Origin of the sequence: Ralstonia sp. Ralssp135, assembly GCF_047304345.1 — a bacterium.
In the GTDB taxonomy this organism is placed as follows: domain Bacteria; phylum Pseudomonadota; class Gammaproteobacteria; order Burkholderiales; family Burkholderiaceae; genus Ralstonia; species Ralstonia chuxiongensis.
Map to the genome: position 1 here is coordinate 1 of NZ_JBGLYZ010000029.1, position 22,619 is coordinate 22,619.

General features: G+C 63.4%; 24 protein-coding genes. 8 read left to right on the forward strand and 16 right to left on the reverse strand.

The window, feature by feature from the left end:
* Together ACCD03_RS18355 and ACCD03_RS18360 are read left to right on the forward strand one after the other, a co-directional pair.
* The coding region (locus tag ACCD03_RS18355) for a hypothetical protein (protein WP_413412483.1) at window positions 1–185 on the forward strand (185 nt) is incomplete at its 5' end.
* A gap of 299 nt (window positions 186–484) precedes the next feature.
* Window positions 485–2,221 (forward strand): EAL domain-containing protein, encoded by a 1,737-nt coding sequence (locus ACCD03_RS18360; protein WP_413412519.1) that lies wholly within the window; start codon window positions 485–487, stop codon window positions 2,219–2,221.
* Between the two features lie 132 nt (window positions 2,222–2,353).
* On the opposite strand, the gene ACCD03_RS18365 is transcribed toward ACCD03_RS18360, so the two are convergent.
* Window positions 2,354–2,989, reverse strand: coding sequence for a response regulator transcription factor (locus ACCD03_RS18365; protein WP_024977602.1), 636 nt, complete (start codon window positions 2,987–2,989; stop codon window positions 2,354–2,356).
* Window positions 2,990–3,399: 410 nt separating this feature from the next.
* On the opposite strand from ACCD03_RS18365, the gene ACCD03_RS18370 reads away from it, so the two are divergent.
* From ACCD03_RS18370 to ACCD03_RS18385, 4 genes are all read left to right on the forward strand, one after another.
* Window positions 3,400–4,221 (forward strand): flagellin, encoded by an 822-nt coding sequence (locus ACCD03_RS18370; RefSeq protein WP_316676533.1) that lies wholly within the window; start codon window positions 3,400–3,402, stop codon window positions 4,219–4,221.
* Between the two features lie 197 nt (window positions 4,222–4,418).
* A complete protein-coding gene (gene fliD, locus ACCD03_RS18375) occupies window positions 4,419–6,467 on the forward strand; it encodes a flagellar filament capping protein FliD (protein WP_325650639.1) in 2,049 nt (682 codons plus the stop codon).
* Window positions 6,468–6,527: 60 nt separating this feature from the next.
* Complete coding sequence (gene fliS / locus ACCD03_RS18380) at window positions 6,528–6,965, forward strand: flagellar export chaperone FliS (protein WP_045203494.1); 438 nt, start codon at window positions 6,528–6,530, stop codon at window positions 6,963–6,965.
* Window positions 6,966–7,022: 57 nt separating this feature from the next.
* Complete coding sequence (locus ACCD03_RS18385) at window positions 7,023–7,379, forward strand: flagellar protein FliT (protein ID WP_027679883.1); 357 nt, start codon at window positions 7,023–7,025, stop codon at window positions 7,377–7,379.
* On the opposite strand, the gene ACCD03_RS18390 is transcribed toward ACCD03_RS18385, so the two are convergent.
* The 15 genes from ACCD03_RS18390 to fliE (ACCD03_RS18460) all read right to left on the reverse strand — a co-directional run bounded on the left by ACCD03_RS18390 (window position 7,373) and on the right by fliE (ACCD03_RS18460) (window position 19,502).
* Window positions 7,373–8,455 carry a glycosyltransferase family 2 protein gene (locus ACCD03_RS18390; protein ID WP_325650636.1) on the reverse strand — a complete coding sequence of 361 codons (1,083 nt, stop codon included), beginning with the start codon at window positions 8,453–8,455 and terminating at the stop codon, window positions 7,373–7,375. The genes ACCD03_RS18385 and ACCD03_RS18390 overlap by 7 nt on opposite strands.
* The gene (locus tag ACCD03_RS18395; protein WP_325650634.1) at window positions 8,452–8,895 is read right to left on the reverse strand and encodes a MarR family transcriptional regulator; all 444 of its coding nucleotides are present in this window, start codon (window positions 8,893–8,895) and stop codon (window positions 8,452–8,454) included. The genes ACCD03_RS18390 and ACCD03_RS18395 overlap by 4 nt, the downstream gene beginning before the upstream one ends.
* Before the next feature lie 74 nt (window positions 8,896–8,969).
* Window positions 8,970–9,392 carry an organic hydroperoxide resistance protein gene (locus ACCD03_RS18400; RefSeq protein WP_325650632.1) on the reverse strand — a complete coding sequence of 141 codons (423 nt, stop codon included), beginning with the start codon at window positions 9,390–9,392 and terminating at the stop codon, window positions 8,970–8,972.
* A gap of 164 nt (window positions 9,393–9,556) precedes the next feature.
* On the reverse strand, window positions 9,557–9,886 hold the full coding sequence (gene fliE / locus ACCD03_RS18405) for a flagellar hook-basal body complex protein FliE (RefSeq protein WP_325650630.1): 330 nt from the start codon (window positions 9,884–9,886) through the stop codon (window positions 9,557–9,559).
* A 16-nt stretch (window positions 9,887–9,902) separates the two neighbouring features.
* Complete coding sequence (locus tag ACCD03_RS18410; protein WP_045203489.1) at window positions 9,903–11,177, reverse strand: glycosyltransferase family 2 protein; 1,275 nt, start codon at window positions 11,175–11,177, stop codon at window positions 9,903–9,905.
* Window positions 11,170–11,886 (reverse strand): WbqC family protein, encoded by a 717-nt coding sequence (locus tag ACCD03_RS18415; protein ID WP_325650627.1) that lies wholly within the window; start codon window positions 11,884–11,886, stop codon window positions 11,170–11,172. Before ACCD03_RS18415 ends, ACCD03_RS18410 begins: the two co-directional genes overlap by 8 nt.
* A complete protein-coding gene (locus ACCD03_RS18420; RefSeq protein ID WP_413412484.1) occupies window positions 11,883–12,398 on the reverse strand; it encodes a GNAT family N-acetyltransferase in 516 nt (171 codons plus the stop codon). The genes ACCD03_RS18415 and ACCD03_RS18420 overlap by 4 nt, the downstream gene beginning before the upstream one ends.
* Window positions 12,395–13,570 (reverse strand): class I SAM-dependent methyltransferase, encoded by a 1,176-nt coding sequence (locus tag ACCD03_RS18425; protein WP_413412485.1) that lies wholly within the window; start codon window positions 13,568–13,570, stop codon window positions 12,395–12,397. The genes ACCD03_RS18420 and ACCD03_RS18425 overlap by 4 nt, the downstream gene beginning before the upstream one ends.
* Window positions 13,571–13,572: 2 nt before the next feature.
* Complete coding sequence (locus ACCD03_RS18430) at window positions 13,573–14,415, reverse strand: phytanoyl-CoA dioxygenase family protein (protein WP_413412486.1); 843 nt, start codon at window positions 14,413–14,415, stop codon at window positions 13,573–13,575.
* A complete protein-coding gene (locus tag ACCD03_RS18435; protein ID WP_413412487.1) occupies window positions 14,400–15,551 on the reverse strand; it encodes a DegT/DnrJ/EryC1/StrS family aminotransferase in 1,152 nt (383 codons plus the stop codon). Before ACCD03_RS18435 ends, ACCD03_RS18430 begins: the two co-directional genes overlap by 16 nt.
* Window positions 15,548–16,141 (reverse strand): dTDP-4-dehydrorhamnose 3,5-epimerase, encoded by a 594-nt coding sequence (gene rfbC, locus ACCD03_RS18440; RefSeq protein WP_413412488.1) that lies wholly within the window; start codon window positions 16,139–16,141, stop codon window positions 15,548–15,550. The genes ACCD03_RS18435 and rfbC overlap by 4 nt, the downstream gene beginning before the upstream one ends.
* Window positions 16,138–17,244 carry a CDP-glucose 4,6-dehydratase gene (gene rfbG / locus ACCD03_RS18445; RefSeq protein ID WP_413412489.1) on the reverse strand — a complete coding sequence of 369 codons (1,107 nt, stop codon included), beginning with the start codon at window positions 17,242–17,244 and terminating at the stop codon, window positions 16,138–16,140. Before rfbG ends, rfbC begins: the two co-directional genes overlap by 4 nt.
* Window positions 17,229–18,002: a glucose-1-phosphate cytidylyltransferase gene (rfbF, locus tag ACCD03_RS18450; RefSeq protein ID WP_253541327.1), complete on the reverse strand. Its 774-nt coding sequence runs from the start codon at window positions 18,000–18,002 to the stop codon at window positions 17,229–17,231. Before rfbF ends, rfbG begins: the two co-directional genes overlap by 16 nt.
* 10 nt (window positions 18,003–18,012) lie before the next feature.
* Window positions 18,013–19,122 (reverse strand): glycosyltransferase, encoded by a 1,110-nt coding sequence (locus tag ACCD03_RS18455; protein ID WP_413412490.1) that lies wholly within the window; start codon window positions 19,120–19,122, stop codon window positions 18,013–18,015.
* Window positions 19,123–19,157: 35 nt separating this feature from the next.
* Window positions 19,158–19,502: a flagellar hook-basal body complex protein FliE gene (fliE, locus tag ACCD03_RS18460; RefSeq protein ID WP_045203479.1), complete on the reverse strand. Its 345-nt coding sequence runs from the start codon at window positions 19,500–19,502 to the stop codon at window positions 19,158–19,160.
* Between the two features lie 282 nt (window positions 19,503–19,784).
* Between fliE (ACCD03_RS18460) and fliF the strand changes: the two genes are divergently transcribed.
* Both fliF and fliG read left to right on the forward strand, forming a co-directional pair.
* Complete coding sequence (gene fliF / locus ACCD03_RS18465; protein ID WP_253541332.1) at window positions 19,785–21,620, forward strand: flagellar basal-body MS-ring/collar protein FliF; 1,836 nt, start codon at window positions 19,785–19,787, stop codon at window positions 21,618–21,620.
* A complete protein-coding gene (fliG, locus tag ACCD03_RS18470) occupies window positions 21,617–22,609 on the forward strand; it encodes a flagellar motor switch protein FliG (protein ID WP_024977623.1) in 993 nt (330 codons plus the stop codon). The genes fliF and fliG overlap by 4 nt, the downstream gene beginning before the upstream one ends.
* Window positions 22,610–22,619 lie beyond the last annotated feature (10 nt).

Consider the following 22,619-nt stretch of genomic DNA (forward strand, 5'->3'; position numbering starts at 1 on the left):
GCTTTCCCGGCTCGCGTCGCGCAAAACACCGTAAATCAACGCAAAGCACAGAGTCGGGTTCTCGGATGGCATTCTTCCCCACCTCTGTCCAGCTCATTCCAGCAAGAAACGCGGTCAATCCCGCTTATCTCGGGCGTTTGCGATGTGCGGTGCAAAGCCGTACGATTTTTATACGTGATTTTTAGTTCACTTTTATGTGGCGGTTACGTTGCCTCGGGCGCCTGACCGGTACGCCTGTTCGCCTGTTCCGCCGCAAAAGTGACGTTGGTCCGAAAGATTTGCCCGTGCTTGCCGTTGTAAGGAAGGAACAGGCCGGCATGGTCCGGCCCTGCATACCTGCATTGTTTTGCCGGAAGCCGCCTTGAATTCCTTACCCTTTCCCACTCGTATTGACCTTGCGCTCGTCGATGCCGATGGCTTGCCGGCCGACTGTCCTGCGCGCGGCGAGCCGCCGGGCTTCTGCCCGAAGCTGGACCTGCTGTCGATGGTCAACGCGCTGACAGAGGGCATCCTCGTGTGTGGGTCAGACCGTCGCGTCACTTACGCCAATCCGAGCGCCGCGCGGCTACTGGGTTTGCCGGTGGAAGCGCTGGTGGGGCGTTTGCTGCCCACGGTCGTTAATGCCGCGGTGGACGAGTTCGACGCGTCCATCCACGAGGCCGACTGGCCCGATCAGGACGTGATCGCCGAAGGGCAGCCGCAGTTGAACCAGATTTTCGGGATGCACTGCGTGGATGGCCGCACGGTGTGGGTTTCCAGCAACTGGACGCCGCTGTATGCCGATGGCGGTCATTCGATGACGGCCTCCCCGCGGGCTTCGGAGGCTGGTGCAACGCCATACTCGGTGCTGGTGTCGCTGGTCGACATCACGCAGATCCGCGAAGCGCAGCAACGCATCCGGCACCTGGCCACGCACGACACGCTGACGGGGTTGCTGAACCGCTCCGCGCTGGAGGATCGCCTGGAGCACGCGCTGGCGATTGCCCGCCGCAATCGCTCGCGCGTCTCGGTCATGTTTCTTGACCTGGATCGTTTCAAGAACGTCAACGACACGCTGGGCCACCAGTTTGGCGACATGCTGCTGCGCGAAGTGGCGGCCCGCCTGCAGGCCTGCGCGCGCGAGGCCGATACCGTGGCCCGGCTGGGCGGCGATGAGTTTGTCGTCATGCTCGAAGCGCTCGACGGGCTGGGCACGCGGCGCGTGGCCGAGCGCATTCTCTCGGCCATCAGCGCGCCGTTCTATATCGAAGGGCAGGAGCTGTACCTGGGTGTGTCGATCGGGATTGCCGTGGCGCCGCACGACGGCGACGACCCGAACACGCTGCTGCGCAAGGCCGATGCCGCCATGTATCTGGCAAAGGAGCGCGGCCGCAACAACTTCCAGACCTTTACGAGCGACCTGGACGACCGCGTCTCGCGCCGCTTCCGCATTGAATCGGGCCTGCGGCGTGCGAGCGACCGCAACGAGTTCTACGCCGATTACCAGCCGCGCGTGGACGTCAAGAGCGGCCGCATCGTCGGCGTGGAAGCCCTCATCCGCTGGAACTCGGCCGATTTCGGCCGCATGATGCCTGGCCAGTTCATTCAGGACGCCGAAGAAACCGGCCTGATCGTCGAGATCGACCGCTGGATTCTGCGCGCTGCCTGCGACCAGCTTGCGCGCTGGCGCCGCATCGGGCTGCCGGACTTGCGCATGTCGATCAACCTGTCGGGCCAGGCATTCAGCTCTGGGCAGTTGAGCGCGATGGTGCGTGGCGCGCTATCAACCAGCGGCTTGCCCGGCAACGCGGTGGAACTGGAGATGACCGAAGGCATTCTGATTCGCGACGATCCGTCATTGCATGCGTTGCTGACCGAGCTGCGCGCGATGGGCGTGTCGCTGGCGCTGGACGATTTCGGTACCGGATATTCGTCGCTGTCGTATCTGCACCGCTTCCCGATCGATACGTTGAAGATCGACCGTTCGTTCGTGCAAGACCTGCCCCATGTGGCAGAGCGCGCGGCCATCACGCGGGCCATCATCATGATGGCGCAGGCCATGGGCATGAAGACCGTGGCCGAAGGCGTGGAGACCACCGGGCAACTTGAATTCCTGCGCGAAGTCGGCTGCGACGAGTTTCAGGGCTATCTGCTCACGCGGCCGCTGGAGCCTGCAGCGGTGCAGGACCTCGTGCGCGAGAACGCCCGCCGCTACGGCGAGCGCGTTCCCCGGTTTCTATAAGTCTTGAGTCTATTTAGGGTCCCGGAAAGCGTAGCGAGCGGCCCGAGGTTGGTGGGAGAAGCGCAGCCGTACATGTGTACGGCGCGCATCGCACCGCCAAGATCGGGCCGCGCAGTAGCTTTACGGGACACCCTAGAGTTGCAGGCCGTTGCTGACCACGTACATGGTCAGCTCGGCGTTGTTGCGCAGCTTCATTTTCGAGAGCACGCGCCCCCGGTACACGCTGACCGTCTTGACGCTGATCTGAAGCGCCTCGGCAATCTCGCCCAACGTGCGGCCGGAGCCGAGCATGCGCAGCGTCTGGAATTCGCGGTCGGAAAGGATGTCGTGGCGGGGCTTGTCCCAGTCGACGTTCAGGTTGTCGGCCAGGACTTCCACAAGGTCCGAAGGCAAGTATTTCTTGCCCTTGGAGATGGCGTTGACGGCGGCCAGCAACTGCGGCTGGCTGGCGTCCATCGGCAGATAGCCAGCGGCGCCCGCCTTGAGCGCCCGGACGGCAAGCAGCGCTTCAGGGTGGCGGCCCAGTGCCAGCACAGCCAGGCGCGCATGCTGCTGGCGCACGGTCTTGATGGTCTGGAATTCGTCTCCGGTGGCCGATTCCACCGAGAAGAGCATGACGTCCCACTCGCGCTGGGCGAGCAGGTCGTTATTGGCATCGCGCAGGTCCGGCACGGCCTCGATCTGCCGGGCCAGGCGCGAATCCTTGAGGATCTGGCGCAGGCCGACACGGGCAATATCGTGCGGTTCGACGATCAGGACATTGAGCATGGTGGGTGTTGCGGGTCAAACGCGGGCTCGCATCGAGCTCTTCTTTCCGCCCGCAGGCCTTCCGGCCGAACTGGCGGGCTTGCAACTCCCCATCTGTGCACTGTGTGGCGCTCTATATATAGAAGGATGCTGGCGCCTATGGACTGGTCGATCGAGTATAGCCGAGGGCCTGCAGGCCAAGAAGCAGGCTCGTCGCCTCTTTTGGAGGGGTGCCGAATGTCAGGCGGCCGCAAGCCCAAACCGCCGCCGACGCACAAATTTGTCAAGGCGACCCTAAACTTTCCTCAGAGGCCACCGATAACCTGAGTACAACGCAGACCTGATCCCCTTCAAGTTGCAGGTCACGTTGCCCGGCCTAGCCGGAATTAGCAAACACGGGCAACAAACCATCGGGAAACTTAGGAGCCGTCATGTCCCTCAGCCTCAATACCAACATCTCGTCCCTGCAAACGCAGCAAGCTCTGTCGCAATCGCAGTCCGCTCTGCAAACGTCGCTGCAACGTCTGTCGACCGGCCTGCGCGTGAACAGCGCAAAGGACGATGCCGCTGCTTACGCTGTGGCTTCCAGCCTGACGACCACGCTGAACTCGCAAACCCAAGGTATCCAGAACGCCAACAACGCACAGTCGTACCTGCAAACGGCTGACTCGTACCTGGGCCAGGTTGAAAACAACCTGCAACGTATGCGCCAACTGGCTGTGGAAGCCAACAACGGCGGTCTGTCGACCACCGACCAGGCCAACCTGGACAAGGAATACCAGCAGCTGGCCACCGCCAACAAGAACATCGAAACGAACGCCAACTACAACGGCGCCAAGCTGTTCGATGGTTCGGTGACCTCGACCACGTTCCAGTACGGCCAAAGCGCATCGACCGACGTCGCCACCGTCACCAACGCCAACCTGGCGAGCTTTGGTACGCTGTCGAGCACGAGCGTGACCTCGACTGCCAACGCAACGGCAGCTCAGGCGGCCATCGATACCGATCTGGCCAACCTGAAGTCGGCACGTGCCAGCCTGGGTGCACAGCAAAGCGGTCTGAGCTCGACCATCAACACGCTGACCTCGTCGAACACGGCCCTGTCGGCTGCCAAGTCGGCCATGGTCGATACCGACTACGCTTCGGAAACGTCGAACATGACTCGCCAGAACATCCTGCAGCAAGCGGGTACGGCGATGCTGGCGCAAGCCAACTCGGCACCGAACAGCATCCTGAGCCTGCTGAAGGGTTAATCAGTAAGTTGGATGCAGCCCAGCCGCTTCGCGATTGGGCCAAGGGCCGGCGCTCCTCGGGGCGTCGGCCTTTTTTCTTTTGTCGGATACCCCACTTTTTCGTGGGTGGCGCCTGCATAACCTGCCCTAAAGAAGCTGCGGCCAGTGCCGTTGTGTAGAGAGACTTCCGCCGGCGCAGATGCTTATCGGACCCGATCATGGCGACTACCACTACCACCTCCTCAACCAGCAACTACGTTCCGCCGATCTCCATTCCGGGCATCGGGACGAGCATCGACGTCAATTCGCTGGTGTCCAGCCTCATGAAGGTGGAAAGCCAGCCTCTGACGCAACTGCAGACGCAGCAAAGCTCGTACCAGACGCAGCTCTCGGCCGTGGGTTCGCTCAAGAGTGCGCTGTCGACCTTTCAGACCGTGCTGTCGAACCTGACGAGCGCGTCGAACTACAGCGCGATGAAGGCCAGCGGCTACGACACCTCGATGCTGAGTGCGTCGGTGACGGGCTCGGCGCCTGCAGGTTCCTACGCGGTCAATGTCACGCAGCTTGCGCAATCGCAGGTGCTGGCGGCGCAGGGACAGACGTCCACCACGACCGCCATCGGCAGCGGCGCGTCGACCACGATTTCGTTCTCGTTCGGCTCGGTGTCGGGCGGCTCGTTCTCGGGCGGCAAGTACACCGGTTCGACGTTCACCCAGAACGGCAACCTGGCGGGTGGCTCGATCACAATCGATTCGTCCAACAACACGCTCGCGGGTATCCGTGATGCGATCAACTCGGCCAACGTGGGTGTGTCGGCCAGCATCGTGAACGACGGCAGCGGCAGCCCGTACCGCCTGGTGCTGACGTCGACCGCGGGCGGCTCCAGCTCTGAGATGAAGATTTCGGTGTCGGGCGACTCGACGCTGCAATCGCTGCTCTCGCAAGACCCCGCCGGCACGCAGAACATGACCGAAGTGACCACGGGCCAGAACGCCCTGGCCACCATCAACGGCATTGCTGTGCAGAGCCCGACCAACACGTTGTCGAACGTGGTGGACGGCACATCGTTCACGCTGTCCAAGACGGGCAGCACGAACGTGACGGTCGCCAACGACCCAACGGCCACCACCACCGCCGTCAACAACTTCGTCAGCGGCTACAACGCGCTGCGCGCGCAACTGAATTCGCTCACCAACATCGACACCGCCAACAGTGCCAACAACGGCCCGCTGGCGGGCGATGTGAGCACCAAGACGCTCATCAACCAGATTACCGACGTGCTCGGCCAGGCGGTCGGCAACGGCAATTACCAGTCGCTGGGCAGTGTGGGCGTGACGATGAATTCCGACGGCACGCTGTCGGTTGACAACACCAAACTGTCGGCTGCGGTTGCAAAGTCGCCCAGCCAGGTGGCCGGTTTGTTTGCCGGTACCGGCACGGCCACCGATTCGCTGGTCAGCGTGCCGACGTTCTCGGATTCCACGCAGTCCGGCAGCTACGCCGTCAACGTGACGCAGTTGGCCACGCAGGGCACGCTTACGGGTTCGGCCGCCGCCAATACGACCATCACGGCGGGTGTGAACGACACGCTCGCGTTCAACATCAGCGGCATGTCCGTCAACGTGACGTTGGCGGCCGGCAGCTACACCGCGGCGACGCTGGCTGCGCAGATCCAGAGCCAGATCAACGCATCGACCACGCTGCAAGGCGCCAAGGTTAACGCGTCGGTGTCGGCTGATGCCAGCGGCGTGCTGAGCGTTACCGATAGCCAGTTCGGCTCGGTGTCGGCAGTGTCTGTATCAGGGGCGGGTGCTTCGTCGCTCTTCGGCGCGAGCCCGACGGCCGCCAACGGTCTGGATGTGCAGGGCACGATCAACGGCGTTGCTGCCACCGGTTCGGGGCAGAACCTGTATGGCATCAGCGGTTCGGCAACCGACGGCTTGACGGTGCAGGTGGCCGGCGGCCCGCTGGGCGCCCGTGGCACGGTCACGGTGCAGCGCGGTTACGCTGCCCAGCTCAACACGGTGATGACCAACCTGCTGTCGTCCAGCGGCATGGTGCAGAACGAGACGGACTCGATCAACAGTTCGCTCACCTCGCTTGCCAGCCAGATCACCGCCATGCAGACGCGACTGGATAACAAGCAGGCGCTGTACTACACGCAGTTCAACGCGTTGTCGGCAGCGGTGGCGAGCATGACGAACACAAGCAATTACCTGACGACGCAGCTCGCGGCCATTACAAAGCAGACTTCGAGCAGCAACTAAGCCAGGTTCAGGTTTAGAGCACAACCCAAAACAAAACAGACTACAGCGAGGACCTTTTCCATGTACGCTGCACGCCGTGCCATCGGTGCCTATGCGCAAGTCGGCATCGAGACGTCCGTGGTAGACGCCAATCCGCACCGCCTGATCGCCATGCTGTTTGAAGGCGCGCGCGCCGCCATCAACCTGGCTGGCGCCGCCATCCAGCGTGGCGACGTGCTGGCCAAGGTGAGGGCGTTTGACAAGGCCATCTCGATCATCGGCCAGGGCCTGCAGGCCAGCCTTGATCACCAGCGCGGCGGCGACATCGCCGTGCAACTGAACACGCTGTACGACTACATGCTGCGCCGCCTGCTGGTGGCCAACGGCAACAACGATCTGACGATCCTTGCAGAAGTGGATGGCTTGCTGGTCCCGCTGCAGGATGCGTGGCTCGCCATTGGCCAGATGGGCCAGCCTGGCGCCGCCGTGGCGAACAGCCACCTGAGCGTTGTGAGCTGATTGCCGGTCGTTTTAGTAAAGCGACCTTTGACTGAATTCGGCCCAACTGGAGCCAATATGCACCGCAACATCCCGATCAAGGACAGCGAAAGTCTGTTCACCTGCTACGAAGCCATCGCACGTCTGACCGCCGAAATGGTCAGCGCGGCCGAAGTGGGTAACTGGGAAGTCGTCAGTACGCTTGAACGCGAGAGCGCCGCCTATGTGGATGCGCTGCGCCGTTCCGAGCCGCATCCGCAACTCTCGCGCGCAGACGTGGAGCGCAAGCGCACGCTGCTCGTACGCATTCTGGAAGATGACGCCCGCGTGCGTGCCATGGTGTATCCGCGCCTGGACCGCCTGCAAAAGCGCATCGACACGGCGCGCCGTGCCACCACCGCAAGCAACGCTTACGGCAGCATGGCGCGTTATTGAGACGAAGCGTCCTGCAGTTGTTTTGACAGCGTCAGATAGTGCTCGGACTTGCGTGCGAGCGCGTGACTCTGCATCTGGTACACGATCGCCAGTTGCTGGGCAGCGAGGAAGCTGCCCCGCCCGACGACGCTGCCGTCCATCTCCGGCTGATCGCCGATCTCAAGGCAGCGGGTGAAGACCTGTTCTGCCAGCGGTAGCCACCGGGCGCCCGCCTCATCAGGGTGTTTGGCCGCCGCATCCAGCAAGACCAATCCCAACGCAAAGCAAAGGTCCGGAAAATCTGGCCACGTCTGGATGGCGACATCGCCTTGCGCGAGCGCTTCTTCAACGCGATCGGCCTTGCCCAGGCTGTACACATAGCGCAGCGTCAGGTTGCGGCGGTACGGCGCATCAGGCGGCGCCAGACTGAAGGCGCGCGCGTAGTAATTCACGGCCTTTGCGTAGTCTTCGTGATGCAGCTCGGTTTCCTTGCCGAGCTGATACAGCACATACGGATCGTCCGGCCGATGCGCGAGTTCATCGAGCAGCAGCTGCATATTGCGCTCGCCTTTCTTCTGCATCTTGGTCGCGGTATAGCCGTCGTGGCGCACCACGATTGGCACGCGCGCCGCAGGCAATGACGACACGGGCTGCTCGTGAATGCGCCCCGTGTAGTGCACGCCACGGGGCAGCACACGCGGGATCCACGCAATCAGCTGGCTGGCGGCTTCGGCCGCGTCGGTATCGTTCTTGACGCACACCACGCCGACAGTGGGCTCCGCACCGCTGAGCGTGCGCAGATGTTCACCACCGCTTTCCAGCCATTCGTCAGCGTCGAGGATGAGGTTCCAGTCGGCGTTGGCTGCCTGCAGTGCGGTGTTGCGCGCGGCTGAGAAATCGTCTGTCCAGGCCATGTGGCTGACGAGCGCGCCGCACGACTGAGCAATGGCCACAGTGTCATCCGTGGAGCCCGTATCCAGCACCACCATGCGATCGACAAACGGCTTCGCGCTGAGCAGGCAGCGCGCAATGCTGGCGGCTTCATTGCGGGCGATGACAACCAACGCCAGATCGACGGAAGCGGACGGGGCGCTCATTCGCGGTCATCCGCCGTGGCAAGGGCGTCGAGCAGCTTGCGCAGCACGTTGCGCGTGGCGCCAATTTCATCGCGTTCGAGCGGAATCTTGCACGCAAGCGCTTCGGGCACCTTGGCGGCGCGTTCGCGTAGCGTGCGGCCGGCATCGGTCAACTCAATAACGACGCGGCGCTGATCATCGGGATCGCGCGTGCGGGTGACGAGGCCCTGTTCTTCCAGGCGCTTGAGCAGCGGCGTCAGCGTGCCCGTATCGAGGTACAGCGTGCGCCCGAGGTCACCCACGGCGCACGGTGCCTGCTGCCAGCACGCCAGCATCACGAGATATTGCGGATAGGTCAGGCCCAGCTCATCCAGCAGCGGGCGGTAGAGGCGCGTCAGCAGATGGCCGGCGGCATACAAAGGAAAGCAAAGCTGCTGATCGAGCGCCAGCACGTCGTTCACGGAAAACTCCCGGGGGGACGGTCTGGCGCCCGAGCGGCGAGTGCCGCATCGGCCCGAAAAGGACTAAGCGAGGCTCAGCGCGTGACCGTGTTCAATTGGACGTCAATATTGCCACGGACGGCATGCGAATAGGGGCATACACCATGCGCGGCAGCCACAAGCGCCTCCGCCGTCGCCGGATCCACGCCGCCCAGGGTGGCAGCCAGCGACACTGTCAACGCAAACCCGCCATCTTCGCGCGGGCCAATGCCCACCGTGGCCGTGACCGATGTCGACGCCAGCTTGATCTGCTTGCCACGTGCAACATGCAGCACAGCGTTTTCAAAGCAGGCGGCATAACCGGCGGCAAACAGTTGCTCCGGGTTCGTGGCGGCACCGCCTGCGCCGCCGAGTTCGCGCGGCAGCGAGAGGGGCAGATCCAGCGTGCCGTCGGCGCTGCGAACATGGCCAGCACGGCCGCCTTCAGCGGTGACTTGGGTCTGGTAGAGCGTCTTCATGGTCGGGTCCTCTTATATGGGAAGCCCGGTCGGCGACACGTCGGCCGGGAGATCGATCCTGAAATCGATGGCGCAATTATATTGCGCACAATATAAATAGCAAGGAAAACCAGAAACCCTCTTCCGGAACGTGGAGACGGGCGGAGGGGCGGAGGGGCGTGATCTCAGATCGACATGCTCATGATGCTTTGATAAGCCGAGACCAGCTTGTTGCGCACCTGCACGGCAGTCTGCATGTCGATGTTGGCTTTTTGCAGCGAGAGCATCACGTCGTGCAGGTCGACGTCGTTGTTGCCCATCTCAAAGCTGCGCGAAATGGCTTCGGCCTTTTGCTGTGAAGCGTCGACACGGTCCAGCGACGACTTGAGCACGGAGCCGAAGTCGACGCTGGGTTTGCCGGCATCGCCGCTGGTGGTGCTGCCGCCGACGGCGCTTGCCGGTGCCAGCACGCTGTTCATCAGCGAGACCACGGAATTGGCGTTGGAGAGGTCCATGTTGGCGTGACGTGACTCAGGGGAATTTGGCGAGCGTTTCGAGTTCCGACACGAAGCGGACTTCACGGCCGGCCGGCACCGCAATGTCCATCGGGATTGGCGTCACGACGATGGTGTGATGCGGAATGGCAGCATCGTCGTCGAGCACCAGAAACTCGGTTTCTGCAAAGCCGTGCGCGTGGTGGAAGACCTGCAGCGGGGCGCGGCGCAGGGTGGCGTACTTGGGCGGCTCGGGCTTGAACGGGTCGAGCTTGGTCAGGTATTCGAACGCCGCATTGACGCGGTACAGGTCATACGGCGCGGGCAGATCGGACACTTCACCCAGCGCGCGGACGCGGTTGGCGATGTAATAGTTGTCGATCCAGTTGCCGCCTTCATGCGTGCGCAGGCGCAGCGCGACCTTCATGCGCGCCAGCACGAACTGGTTGATGGCGTTTAGCCACTCCGGGCGCTCGGCTGCCGGCAGCGTGTGCGAAAACTTGCCGAACAGATATTCCAGACCGCCACGATACCGGTCCCACGCATGCTTCACTTCTTCGTTGCCGGCCTGGGCGCGGGTCTCGTCGGCAAAGTAGCGTGAGACCGACCGATAGAACGGCGTCTTGCTGAAGTACACCGCGCTGGAGCCGAGCATTTCTGCCGCGTGTACGAAGGCGTAGAACGCGTGTTCCGGCGCGCTGAAGTAGATGCGGTCCATCACCTCGCGGCGTGCCAGGTAGATCTCCGGAAACAGGTGGTGCGACAAGACCAGCGCCAGCAGTTTGGCGTAGTCGTGCTGCTCGATCAGGTAGTTGTCGTCCTGGCGATAGAACGCGGTGACATCCTGCCGCGTCGGCAAGTCGTGAATGAACCACGGCGCAAAGATGACATCCACGCCCGGGTTCCGCTCGAAGATGTCGATGTTGTTGTTGATCTCGGCTAGGATCGGCAGGTCATCATCGGCGTGGTAGAGCACGTACTTGCCCTGCGCGCTGCGATAGAGCTGGTTCAGGTTTTCTGCCGAGCCCAGGTTGGACGGGCGGCGGAAATACCGGATGTTCAGCTTGTCCTGATAGCGGCCAACGACCTCTTCGGTGGCGTCTGTCGAGCAGTTGTCGCCGATTAGCAGTTCGTAGCTGAACTTCAGTTCGCCAATCTGCGAGACGAGTTCTGCAAGCAGGTTGTCGAGATAGCGGGCGCGGTTGTAGGTCGGGATGCAGACGCTCAACGCGACCTGCTGGATGACCTCGCCGTGCTTCACGGGCGCGACGTCCTGCAGCGCTTCGGGTTGGATTGCTTCGATCTCACTCATGGATGAACTCGCGCCAGTTGAGGGTCTGAGGGCACATGTACTGTTTGCCGGCCGGGCCATGGTTGGCAATCAGGTCCAGGCTGCTGACAAACGGGGTGAACGCGCCATGCAGTTGCGGATACGGCCGCATGGCGTAGTTCATGTATTCGACGGCGATGCCGTGCTGCTCGAACTCGGCATGGGCTAGGTAGTTCTTGGCGCCGTGCCCGGTGATGTAGGTATCGCCTTGCAGCTTCTGCACGATCGCGAGCACGCGATCGGTATTGCGGCCGGGAATGTCCAGTTCAGGCGAGTCGACAAACTTGCTGTCCAGCTCGATGCCCAGGTAGCGGCACACCGCGCGCATGGACGCCAGCGCCAGCTCGCCCATGTTCGGGTAGTCGGCTTCGTACACGGAGCGCACCAGCGCCAGCATGTCGCTTGCGTGCGGTGCGGCGTCGTAGGCCTGCTCCAGCATGCGCAGATGCTGCGCGCGCCAGTCAACGTTGGTGGCGGGTTTGACCTCGTCGATGCGCGCGCCGAGGTGGAACTTCTCCAGCGGCACCGTCATCCAGCGCGTGCCGGCCGGCTCCTTGATCTGCACGCGGTTGGTGAAGCTGCCCTTGGAGAACTGCACGTCGGCGTAGTTGACGAGCACGTCGGCCAGCATGATCTGCTCAAGCAGGCCGACCCACGGGAACAGCATCGGTTGTGTGATCACGACCTTCATGACGCCAGCATCCGTTCCATGAGGACAACGTCGTGCCAGCGGTTGTCTTGCAGGTAGTGGCCAGCCAACGTGCCGATGGTCCGGAAGTCGAGCTTCTCGTATAGCGCGATGGCGCGTGTGTTTTCGGCCAGCACTTCCAGCGTGATCTTGCGCAGACACAGCGTTTCGCTGGCGTAAGCAAAGGCGGCTTCGCATGCGGCGCGCCCGTGGCCCTTGCCTTGCGCAGACGACGACAGGCAGATGCCGAGCGAAGCGTGCCTGTTCACCGCATCGATGTGGTTCAACTGCAGGTAGCCCAGCACGCTGTCATCTGCCTGGCTGGCAATGACAAAGAGCACCAGGTCGCTCTGCTTGGATTTCGCGATCAGCCAGTCGCGCACGCTCGCGGCCGAGTTGGGTCGCGGGCGCGTCATGAGCTGCAGCTGCGTCGGCACGTCGTTGCGCAACGGCAGCAGTTGCGCGATGTCGCTCTCGCGCCATTCTCGAAGGACGAGTGAGCCGCGCGCGATCATGGCTGGAAGCGGAAATAGCGGAAGCGATTCGGATACGCCGCTTCAACGGTGTGCCGCACTTCGTCCGCAATGACGGGGTTGACGGCCAGGTACACCACCTCAACCTCATCGGGAATGCTGTCCAGCGCCACAACCGGCTTGCCCGCCAGGGAAGACCCTTGCAGGTACGGGTTCTGATCAACAAACGCGCGCAGGGCATGCGGCTGTTGCAGGTTGCTTGCGGTGTAGGCGCCATAGAAACCGGCGCCATAGATCACGGCAGGTGCGCTGCCGTGCTGCGTTTCAAAGTCGGTCAGATGGCTGGACGCTTGCTGCCAGAAGTTGGCCAGCTTGTTGGCTGCGCTTTGTGTGTCGGCCAATTCTTGTGCGTCGACCACCGGCGCGACTTTGCTGTCGCCAGGACGGCGCACGGCGGTCACGGCGAATGCGCCACGGTGGCTCTGCGCATCGGCATCGAGCAAGTCAAACCCGTGGTTGGCCAGCAGTGTCTGCAGCGACGTATGCGTGAAGTGGTTGACGTGATCCGCCACCAGAAAATCCACCGAATTGGTGAATGTGTTCGGCACGATGGCGTACAGGCGGCCGCCGTCGCGCAGCAGGCCGTGGATGTTGCGCAGCGCCGTCTTCAGGTCTGGGATGTGCTCCAGCGAGAAGAACGAGGTGACGACATCGAACGAACGCTGCCATGCCGGCGGAATCGTGTACGTGGCCCATTCTTCCGGGCTCAGGAATTTCTCCCAGAAGCCCACGTAGCGGTCGCTGATGTCGAACAAGTGGACGTTCACGTCCGGACGCTGCTGCTTCAGCAGGCGCATGGTCGCGCTCTTCGCACAACCGAAGTCGACGACGCGCGCACCTTCCGGTAAGGCGAGCTTGCGCTGGAACGTGGCGACCTGGTGGTCGGCGCGGAAGATCTTCTGGCCGTTCTCGACGGCGTAAATCTGGTCTTCCTCCTCGCTGTTGACGAGGATGTCGTACTCGGTGTCGTAAAAGCTGCCGTTGTCACACAGCTCGACGGTCTGGATGTGGCCGCACGCGGCGCAGCAGAAGACCTCGAGCGTGCCGTCCATGGCGCGGCGCAGGGACGACAGCGAGCTCTGCGGCGCTGCGCGGTAAATCGGTTCTGGCAGCGGTTGCTGGCAGACATTGCAGGGCAGTGCACCTTGGGTCATGGTCAGGCTTCCACGGAGAGTTCGGGGTGGACGGTACGGAAATCGACGCCGTTGGCGTACGAACCCTTCCAACCGTGCGAGCGCCCGGTCGGCTCGCAGAAATTGAAGTAGCGAAACTGCATCGACCACCGTGAGCGCAGGCTCGTGTTGTGGCCCGATGCGTGCAGCACCAGAAAGTCGACCATCACCAGATCGCCCGGCTTGGTCAGCGGTTGCACGTGCGGATAGCGCGCGAGATAGCTCGCCTCATTCTTGATCAGCAATGCATAGGCGCCTTGCTTGCCGGCGTTGTCCGGATCGGCGCTGAAGACGGGCAGCGGGCCTTCTACGTGCGAGCCGGGGCAGAACTCCACCGGCCCGATCTCGGGCGTGATCTCCACTAGCGGGCTCCAGAACACCACGCCATCAAGGCTGCGCAACTGGGCCGGATATTCTTGATGCCAGTTGGCGCGAAATTTCTCTTCACGCGGGTTATCGATGCGGATGCCGGAGCCAGCGTGCGCAATGCCCGGCAGCGCGCCGGGGCGCACGCTCCGAACGAGCTGCTCATGGCGCTCGTCGCCCAGCAGGCGGACAAACGCGGGGATCTGTTTCACGGCGTCGTACACCTCGGCGCCGTATTTTCGATTGGCTTTGATGACCGCCTGATAGCCGTCGTCGAATCGTTCGGGCACAAACGGCGCGCGCTCGATGTCGAGACGGTATTTGTCGATCACCAGCCCGATGATGTCGTAGATCGCTCGCTGAATCGGCTCCACCTGCGACGGCGCGTAAAAGTCGCGCAGGATCAGCAGGCCGTCGCGCTGGAAGGTTTCGATCTGATCGGGGCTCAGGATGCCAGGCATGTCAGCGTCTCCTGATGTTCGCGCACGAGATCGAGCACGACGCCGCACACCGTCTCGATGTTCTCGCTCGACATGTCGTGATACGACGGCAAGTTGATGGCGCGCTCGGCAATCGCGTAGCTGTTGGGCGCGTTGTGGCGCGCCGTGGCGGCGGACGTGCCGAACAGCTCGGTTTCGCTCAGCGGATAGAAGAACACGCGTGCGTCGATGCCGCGGCGCGAGAACGCAGCCAGCAGCCCGTCGCGCGTGATGCCCAGCGCTTCGTCAAACACGACGGTGGGCATCCAGTAGCTGTTTAGCGTGCCGGGCGCCTCGGGGTTCAGTGCAAGGCCGGCAACGCTGCCCAGGTGCGCCTGATACTCGGCGAAGATCTCGCGCTTACGTGCAACCAGTGCATCGATGCGCTCAAGCTGCGCGCAGCCGATGGCGGCCTGCACGTTGGAAATGCGGTACTTGAAGCCAATGAAGTCAGACCAGAACTGTTTGCCACCCGGCACACGGCCATGATTGTTCAGCGTCATCACCCGGTCGTACAGCGCGCGGTCGTTCGTGACAAACATGCCGCCTTCGCCCGTCGTCATGGTCTTGGTGCCATGGAACGAGAACGTGCCGAAAATGCCTTGCGACCCCGTTGCGTGACCGTGCCAGCGCGAGCCAATGGCTTCGGCTGCGTCTTCGATGACAGGAATGCCGTGGCGCCTGCCGATGTCCAGCAGGCGGTCCATCTCGCACAGGTTGCCGTAGAGGTGCGTGGCGATGATCGCTTTTGTGCGCGGCGTGATGGCCGCCTCCACGAGTGCCGGGTCAAGGCACCACGTGTCCGGCAGGATGTCGACAAACACCGGCGTGGCGCCCACGTAAGTGATGGGCGATGCCGTAGCGATCCAGTTGGTATCGGCCAGGATCACCTCGTCCCCGGCTCCGATGCCGAGCGCTGCCAGGCCCATGTGCATGGCACCGGTGCAGCTGGACGTGGCAATTGCGTACTGCGTGCCGACAAACTCGGCAAACTGTTTTTCGAAGCGGTTGATATAGGCGTAGCACTGGTCGCCCCAGCCGTTGCGTGCGGCGTCGGTGGCGTATTCGACTTCCAGCTCGGTGATCGACGGCTTGGAGTACAGAATCTTTTGGGTCATGGCTGTTCCTGCAGTTCAGGATTCAGGGCCCGCAGCGTGATGCCCGCAAACGCGTCGGTCAGCGGCGGATGGTTGCGGTCCCGGTCGGAGCATTCGGTAATGGGCAGCGGCCAGGCGATGCCCAGGCGGCTGTCGGTCGGGTTGATCCCGTCTTCAGCGGCTTGCGCGTACGGCGTCGAGGTCAGATACAGCAGCTCGCAATCGTCTTCCAGCGCCTGGAAGCCGTGGGCAAACCCGCGCGGCACCAGCAGGCTGTTGTGGCGTTCGGCAGACAACTCCACCGCATGCCATTGCAGGAACGTCGGCGAACCCGCACGCAAGTCAACGGCCACATCGAACACACGGCCACGCACGCAGCTCACGAGTTTGATCTCGGCATGCGGCGGGTATTGAAAGTGCAGCCCGCGCACGGTGCCGCGCTTGGCCGAATAGGAGTGATTGATTTGCGCGACCGGGCTGTCGAAGCCGGCGGCGGCCAGTTCATCCGCACAGAAGAAACGCGTGAAGTAACCGCGATGGTCACCCATCACCTTGCGGCCGATTTCAACCACGCCGGCCAGCGGTGTCGGTTGGATGGTGAAACGGCTCATGCGGCGCTCCTGGATGTGGCAGCAGACGCGACGGCGGTGAAGCGGTCGATCTGCTGGTCACAGAGCGCGCGTGCGCCCGCGGTCTTTTCATGCAGATGCCGATACCACGTGGCGGTCTGTTCCAGCGCGGTCTCGAACGGCCACGCTGTCTGCCAGCCTAGCTGCTGGCGTGCCCGGCTGGCGTCCAGATGCAACATGCCGGCTTCGTGCTTGCCGGTGGCGGCATTGGCGTCCAGGTGCCAGATCAGCGCGGGCCAATGGTGTTGCAAGCCTTGCAAGACCTGTTCGACCGTGCGCGTGGCGGCGCTGTCCGGGCCGAAGTTCCAGGCGGTCGCGCAGGCTGCGTCACCGGCCAGCAGCTGTTGCGCGAGCACCAGGTACCCATGCAGGCAATCCAGAACGTGTTGCCACGGCCGCGTGGCGTGCGGTGAACGGATGATCAGCGGCGCACCGGCACGCATCGCGCGCTCGGCATCGGGGATCAGCCGGTCTTCGGACCAGTCGCCGCCGCCGATCACATTGCCTGCGCGGCCCGTGGCCAGCAGCGGGCCGTTGGCGAAGAAGGCGCGCCGGTAGCTTGCGGCCACCAGTTCGGCGCAGGCCTTGGATGCGCTGTACGGGTCATGGCCGCCGAGCGCATCGGTCTCGCGATAGCCCCAGGCCCACTCGCGGTTGTCGTAGCACTTGTCGGTCGTAGCCACCACGATGGCGGACAGGTTCGTGCAGCCGCGCGCGGCTTCCAGCACGTTCACGGTGCCCATCACATTGGTGGCGTAGGTGCCAACCGGGTCGTTGTACGACGCACGCACCAGCGGTTGCGCCGCGAGATGGAACACCACATCGGGCCGCGCTGCCGTCATCGCGGTACGCAGGGCGTCCGCATCGCGGATATCCGCCAACGTGTGACCGGCCAATGCAGGTTCCACGTCAGCAGCCGTGAACAGGTTCGGCGTTGTTTGCGGTGCCAGGCTGTAGCCGTACACCTCGGCGCCAAGCTGGCGCAGCCACAGCGCCAGCCAACTGCCCTTGAAACCGGTATGCCCGGTCAGAAAGACGCGCTTGCCAGCCCACGCGCGCGGGTCGAGTGTCACCACTTTTTCCACGGTGCACTCCCCGCTTGCCAAAGGGCTTCCAGGCTGTTCTTGTCGCGCAGCGTGTCCATCGGCTGCCAGAAGCCGTGGTGCTCGAACGTGTTCAGTTCGCCCATCTCGGCCAGGCGTGCCATTGGCGCGCCTTCCCACGGAGTGTCTTCGCTTGCGATGTATTCGATGACCGCCGGATCGAGCACGAAGAAGCCGCCGTTGATCCAGCTGCCGCCGTCGCCGGGGGGCTTTTCAGTAAAGCCGGTCACGCGTGCGCCGTCGCGCTGGAGCATGCCGTAGCGGCCCGGCGGCTGCACGGCCGTCACGGTGGCCATCTTGCCGTGCTCGCGGTGGAAGGCGATCTTGCTGGTGATGTCGATGTCGGACACGCCGTCGCCGTAGGTGAAGCAGAACGGCTCGTTCGGGTCCAGATAAGCGGCCACGCGCTTCAGGCGCCCGCCGGTCTGCGATTGTTCGCCCGTGTCGACCAGCGTGACGCGCCAGGGCTCGGCGTGGCGTTCATGCACGGTCACTTCGTTCTTCGACATATCGAACGTCACGTCCGACATGTGCAGGAAGTAGTTGGCGAAGTACTCCTTGATCACGTAGCCCTTGTAACCGAGGCAGATGATGAAATCGTTGATACCGTGCGCGGCATAGATCTTCATGATGTGCCACAGGATCGGGCGGCCACCAATCTCGATCATCGGCTTGGGCCGCAGGTGCGATTCCTCGCTGATGCGCGTGCCGAGGCCCCCGGCCAGGATGACTGTCTTCATGATTGCTTGCTCATGCGGCGGCGACTGCGCTGCGTTCCTGCATCTGCCGCGCGAGGTCGGAATATTGGTTCGACTTGATGGCCAGTGTGTCGGCCAGGGCGCGGTAGGTCAGCGCCAGGTACTTTGCCGCGGCAAAGCTGCCGCGCCCGAACACGGCAGCGTCCAGCTTGGGCTGCTCGCCAATCTCCAGGCACTTCAGGAACGCGTTTTCCGCCATCGGCAGCCACTGCTTTTCGGCCTGGGCCGGGTGTTTTGCGGCGGCTTCAAACATCAGGTGGCCGAGCAGGTAGAAGTAGTCCGGCGAGCCAGACCATTCGTCCATCCACTCACCGGCAAGGGTGATGGCCTCGTCCAGCTGCCCGGTCTGGCTCAGGCACGCCAGCAGGCAGATACACAGGTCATGCCGATAGGGCGACTGCTTGGGCGCCGTCGCCACGGCGCGCCGGTAATACTCGGCGGCCTGGGCGGCGTCGCCCTGGTTGATCTGGAAATCCTTGCCGAGTTGGTAAAGCACGTACGGATCGTCCGGGCGCGCGGCCAGCTCCAGCTGCAGCAGGGTGTGGTTGCGCCCGCGCTTCTTGTCGAGCTTCACGTCCAAGTAGCCGTCGTGGCCGATCACCAGCGGCAGGCGGACCCGTTGTAGATCGGCATCGGGTTGCTCGTGGATGCGGCCCTTGTAGCGCACGCCGCGCGGCAGCAGGCGCGCAATCCAGCTGTTGGATTGCTCCACCTTGCCTGAGACTTCAAACCCGCTGCGGATGCACACCACGCCCAGCAACCGGCCGAAGGTGCAGGCGTCGCGCAGCTCGTCCGTGCCGCTTTCAATCCATTCGTCGGCGTCCAGCACGAGGTTCCAATCCGCATTGGCGGCGGCCAGCGCGGCATTGCGGGCGGCGGAAAAGTCATCCACCCACGTGAAATGGTGCACCTGCGCGCCGCACGCCTTGGCAATCGCCACGGTGTCGTCGGTCGAGCCGGTGTCCAGCACGATCATGCGGTCGACGTGCGGCTTGGCGCTCATCAAGCAGCGCTCGATGCAGGCGGCCTCGTCGCGGGCGATGACGACCAGCGCAAGACTGCCCCGGGCGGGCTTGGCGCGGTGTTTGGCGTGTTTGGACATGCGGCGCGAAGAAAAAGAAGCGTAGAAAAGTGACTTCAGATCGACATACTCATGATGCTCTGGTACGCCGAGACGAACTTGTTGCGCACCTGCACCGCGGTCTGCATGTCGATGTTGGCCTTCTGCAGCGAGAGCATCACGTCGTGCAGATCCACGTCGTTGTTGCCCATTTCGAAGCTGCGCGAAACGGATTCAGCCTTCTGCTGCGACGCGTCAACCCGGTCCAGCGACGACTTGAGCACCGCCCCGAAGTCGACGCTGACCTTGGCGCCGTCGCCCGTGGCCGAACCGACGCCCCCGCCAATGCCACCCACCGTGCTGGACGGTGCCAGCACGCTGTTCATCAGCGAGACCACTGAATTGGCGTTCGTAATATCCATGTGAAGAAAGCTCCTCTTTTCTCTGTCTTGCTTGCGGCGCGGTTGCTTAGCTGCCTGGGCCGGCTTTCTTGGGGGCTTTCCACCCCGGCCGGTTGGTCGCTATGGCGCCACGGTGATGCAAAGGTAGCCGCCAGGCCGCCGTTCCCAAGCGCCCAAAAGAACGGGAAAAGGCCCTCTTCTTGGCAATTTGCTTGCGCACCCGCTGCCGATAATGGCAACCACGGAGCCATGCCCAGACATTGGGTGAGCGCTCAAGCAACGTAGTCAGTCAGGAGATTTGGGATGCCAACGACAGCCGATTCGGTTGCTGTCGCCGACACGCTCGGTACGGTCGATATGCCGGCGGTGGGCCAGGGCGCGATGACGCGTCAGAAAGCGGGAGGTGCAGGTGCGCTGGGCGCCCTGGGCCCGCTCGGCCGTCTGTCGCCGCGACTGCTGCTGATGATCGGCGGTGCCGCGCTGGTGGCTGTCATTGCCGCCGCGATGCTGTGGAGCCGCGCTCCGGACTACCGCGTCCTGTACAGCAATGTGTCCGACAGCGACGGCGGGGCGATCATCGCTGCGCTGCAGCAAATGAATGTGCCGTACCGCTTTGCCGAAGGCGGCACTGCCATCATGGTGCCCGAGACGAGCGTGCATGAAGCCCGTCTGAAGCTCGCTTCGCAAGGTCTGCCCAAGGGCGGCCAGGCCGGTTTCGAGCTGATGGAAAACCAGAAATTCGGCACCAGCCAGTTTGCCGAGCAAGTCAATTACCAGCGCGCCCTGGAAGGCGAGCTGGCCCGCACCATCCAGGCCATGCAGGAGGTGCAGTCCGCCCGCGTGCATCTGGCAATGACCAAGCCGTCGGTGTTCGTGCGCGAGCAGGCCAAGCCCAGTGCGTCGGTGCTGCTCAAGCTGTATCCGGGCCGCATGCTCGACCGCTCGCAGGTGCAGGCCATTGGCCACCTGGTGTCGAGCAGCGTGCCGAACCTGCCCTTGGCCAACGTGACGGTGGTCGACCAGTCGGGTCGCCTGCTGTCGTCGTCGTTCCAGGACACTGCCTCGGGCCTTGACCCGACGCAGTTGAGCTATGTGCGCGACGTCGAGCAGGGTTATATCAAGCGCATCGAAGCCATCCTCGGCCCCGTGGTGGGTGAGGACAACGTGCGTGCGCAGGTGACGGCCGACGTCGATCTGGACAACACCGAGCAGATGGCCGAGACGTATCGTCCGAACCAGGACCCGGCCAACGCAGCCGTGCGCAGCACGCACACCGCTGAAGCCACGCAGAACAAGGCCGACGCACAGGGCGGCGTGCCCGGCGCGCTGTCCAACCAACCGCCGACCGCGCCGCGCATGTTGCCGACCGCACCGGCGCCGGCCTCGGCGTCGCAACCGGCGGCAACCGGCCCGAATGGCCAACCGCAACAAGCGGCGGCCGCCAACACGAGCGGCAGCACAACCAGCGGCAACTCGTCGAGCACCCGCGACACCACGACCAATTACGAAGTCGACAAGACCGTGCGCCGCACCCGCGCCGCAGTGGGCACCGTGCGCCGCCTGTCGGTGGCCGTGGTGGTCAACTACCGTGGCGACGGCAAGACCTGGAAGCCGTTGTCGGAAGCCGAGATGGCCAACCTCAACGCGCTGGTCAAGGATGCCGTGGGCTTTGACGCCAAGCGCGGCGACTCCGTGAACGTGGTCAACAGCCAGTTCTCGGGCACGCTGCCGATGGCCAAGGACGACCTGCCGCTGTGGAAGCAGCCGGAGATGATCCAGTACGCCATCCAGGCGGCCAAGTATCTGGCGCTGGCAATCGGCTTCCTGATCCTGGTGTTCGCGGTGATCCGTCCGGCGATCCGCTCGATGGGCAAGAAGGCCGAGGCAGCAACGCCCACCTTCGTCGGCCGCGAAGGCGAAGACCCGAACGCCCCGATCATCACCGGTGCCGCCGCTTCGGCCGGGCCGGAGCTGGAAGGCCCGGGGGCTGCCGGCGCTGATTCCGAAGATCTGCCGGACGCGTTGCCGCAACTCAAGAACAACGACTTCGAGAAGAAGCTCGAGACCATGCGCCGCGTGGCACAGAGCAACCCGCGCGCAGTCGCGGCCGTCATCAAACAATGGGTGAGTAACGAATGAGCGCCGAAGGACTCCAACGCAGCGCCATCCTCATGATGTCGCTGGGCGAAAGCGAAGCCGCCGAAGTGCTCAAGCACCTGGGCCCGCGTGAAGTGCAGAAGCTCGGCGCCACCATGGCCGCGCTGAAGAACGTGTCGCGCGAGCGTGTGCTCGACGCCTTTGACGCGTTCTTCATCGAAGCCGAAGACCTGCCGCTGGACGTGGATTCCAACGAGTACATCCGCACCGTCTTCCGCAAGGCACTGGGCGACGACCGCGCCGCCAACATCATCGACCGCATCCTTTCGGGCGGCGACACCAGCGGCATCGAAGGCCTGAAGTGGATGGACGCATCGTCGGTGGCGGAGCTGATCCGCAACGAACACCCGCAGATCATCGCCACGATCCTGGTCCACCTGGACCGCGATCAGGCTTCGGAAATCCTGACCTATTTCACCGAGCGCCTACGCAACGACACCATCCTGCGTATCGCCACACTCGACGGCATTCAGCCCAGCGCCCTGCGTGAGCTGAACGACGTGCTGACCAAGCTGCTGCAAGGCAACGACCATCGCAAGAAGAACGCGATGGGTGGCGTGCTCACGGCAGCGGAAATCCTCAACCTGGTGCCGAGCGCCGTGGAAAGCTCCGTCATCGAAGGCGTGCGCTCACGCGATCCGGAACTGGCCGATGCCATCGTCGAGAAGATGTTCGTGTTCGACAACCTGATCGATCTGGACGGCCGTGCGCTGCAGACGCTGCTGCGCGAGATCAGCCAGGACGTTCTGGTGGTGGCCCTCAAGGGCGCCAAGCAGGAGTTCCGCGACAAGGTGTTCGCCAACATGTCGCAGCGTGCCGGCACGATGCTCAAGGAAGAGCTGGAAGTGCTGGGCCCCGTCAAGGTGTCGGAAGTCGAAGCGCAGCAAAAGGAAATCCTGGTTGTTGCGCGCCGCCTGGCCGACGAAGGCGAGATTACGATCGGCCGCAAGGCGGAGGACGCTTATGTCTGACCGCACTGGT

Excerpts from the sequence above, each read along its gene's own strand:
- ACCD03_RS18360 (WP_413412519.1), top strand. The coding sequence starts at position 485 with ATGGTCAACGCGCTGACAGAGGGCATCCTCGTGTGTGGGTCAGACCGT.
- ACCD03_RS18365 (WP_024977602.1), bottom strand. The coding sequence starts at position 2,989 with ATGCTCAATGTCCTGATCGTCGAACCGCACGATATTGCCCGTGTCGGC.
- ACCD03_RS18370 (WP_316676533.1), top strand. The coding sequence starts at position 3,400 with ATGTCCCTCAGCCTCAATACCAACATCTCGTCCCTGCAAACGCAGCAA.
- fliD (WP_325650639.1), top strand. The coding sequence starts at position 4,419 with ATGGCGACTACCACTACCACCTCCTCAACCAGCAACTACGTTCCGCCG.
- fliS (WP_045203494.1), top strand. The coding sequence starts at position 6,528 with ATGTACGCTGCACGCCGTGCCATCGGTGCCTATGCGCAAGTCGGCATC.
- ACCD03_RS18385 (WP_027679883.1), top strand. The coding sequence starts at position 7,023 with ATGCACCGCAACATCCCGATCAAGGACAGCGAAAGTCTGTTCACCTGC.
- ACCD03_RS18390 (WP_325650636.1), bottom strand. The coding sequence starts at position 8,455 with ATGAGCGCCCCGTCCGCTTCCGTCGATCTGGCGTTGGTTGTCATCGCC.
- ACCD03_RS18400 (WP_325650632.1), bottom strand. The coding sequence starts at position 9,392 with ATGAAGACGCTCTACCAGACCCAAGTCACCGCTGAAGGCGGCCGTGCT.
- fliE (WP_325650630.1), bottom strand. The coding sequence starts at position 9,886 with ATGGACCTCTCCAACGCCAATTCCGTGGTCTCGCTGATGAACAGCGTG.
- ACCD03_RS18410 (WP_045203489.1), bottom strand. The coding sequence starts at position 11,177 with ATGAGTGAGATCGAAGCAATCCAACCCGAAGCGCTGCAGGACGTCGCG.
- ACCD03_RS18415 (WP_325650627.1), bottom strand. The coding sequence starts at position 11,886 with ATGAAGGTCGTGATCACACAACCGATGCTGTTCCCGTGGGTCGGCCTG.
- ACCD03_RS18420 (WP_413412484.1), bottom strand. The coding sequence starts at position 12,398 with ATGATCGCGCGCGGCTCACTCGTCCTTCGAGAATGGCGCGAGAGCGAC.
- ACCD03_RS18425 (WP_413412485.1), bottom strand. The coding sequence starts at position 13,570 with ATGACCCAAGGTGCACTGCCCTGCAATGTCTGCCAGCAACCGCTGCCA.
- ACCD03_RS18430 (WP_413412486.1), bottom strand. The coding sequence starts at position 14,415 with ATGCCTGGCATCCTGAGCCCCGATCAGATCGAAACCTTCCAGCGCGAC.
- ACCD03_RS18435 (WP_413412487.1), bottom strand. The coding sequence starts at position 15,551 with ATGACCCAAAAGATTCTGTACTCCAAGCCGTCGATCACCGAGCTGGAA.
- rfbC (WP_413412488.1), bottom strand. The coding sequence starts at position 16,141 with ATGAGCCGTTTCACCATCCAACCGACACCGCTGGCCGGCGTGGTTGAA.
- rfbF (WP_253541327.1), bottom strand. The coding sequence starts at position 18,002 with ATGAAGACAGTCATCCTGGCCGGGGGCCTCGGCACGCGCATCAGCGAG.
- ACCD03_RS18455 (WP_413412490.1), bottom strand. The coding sequence starts at position 19,122 with ATGTCCAAACACGCCAAACACCGCGCCAAGCCCGCCCGGGGCAGTCTT.
- fliE (WP_045203479.1), bottom strand. The coding sequence starts at position 19,502 with ATGGATATTACGAACGCCAATTCAGTGGTCTCGCTGATGAACAGCGTG.
- fliF (WP_253541332.1), top strand. The coding sequence starts at position 19,785 with ATGCCAACGACAGCCGATTCGGTTGCTGTCGCCGACACGCTCGGTACG.
- fliG (WP_024977623.1), top strand. The coding sequence starts at position 21,617 with ATGAGCGCCGAAGGACTCCAACGCAGCGCCATCCTCATGATGTCGCTG.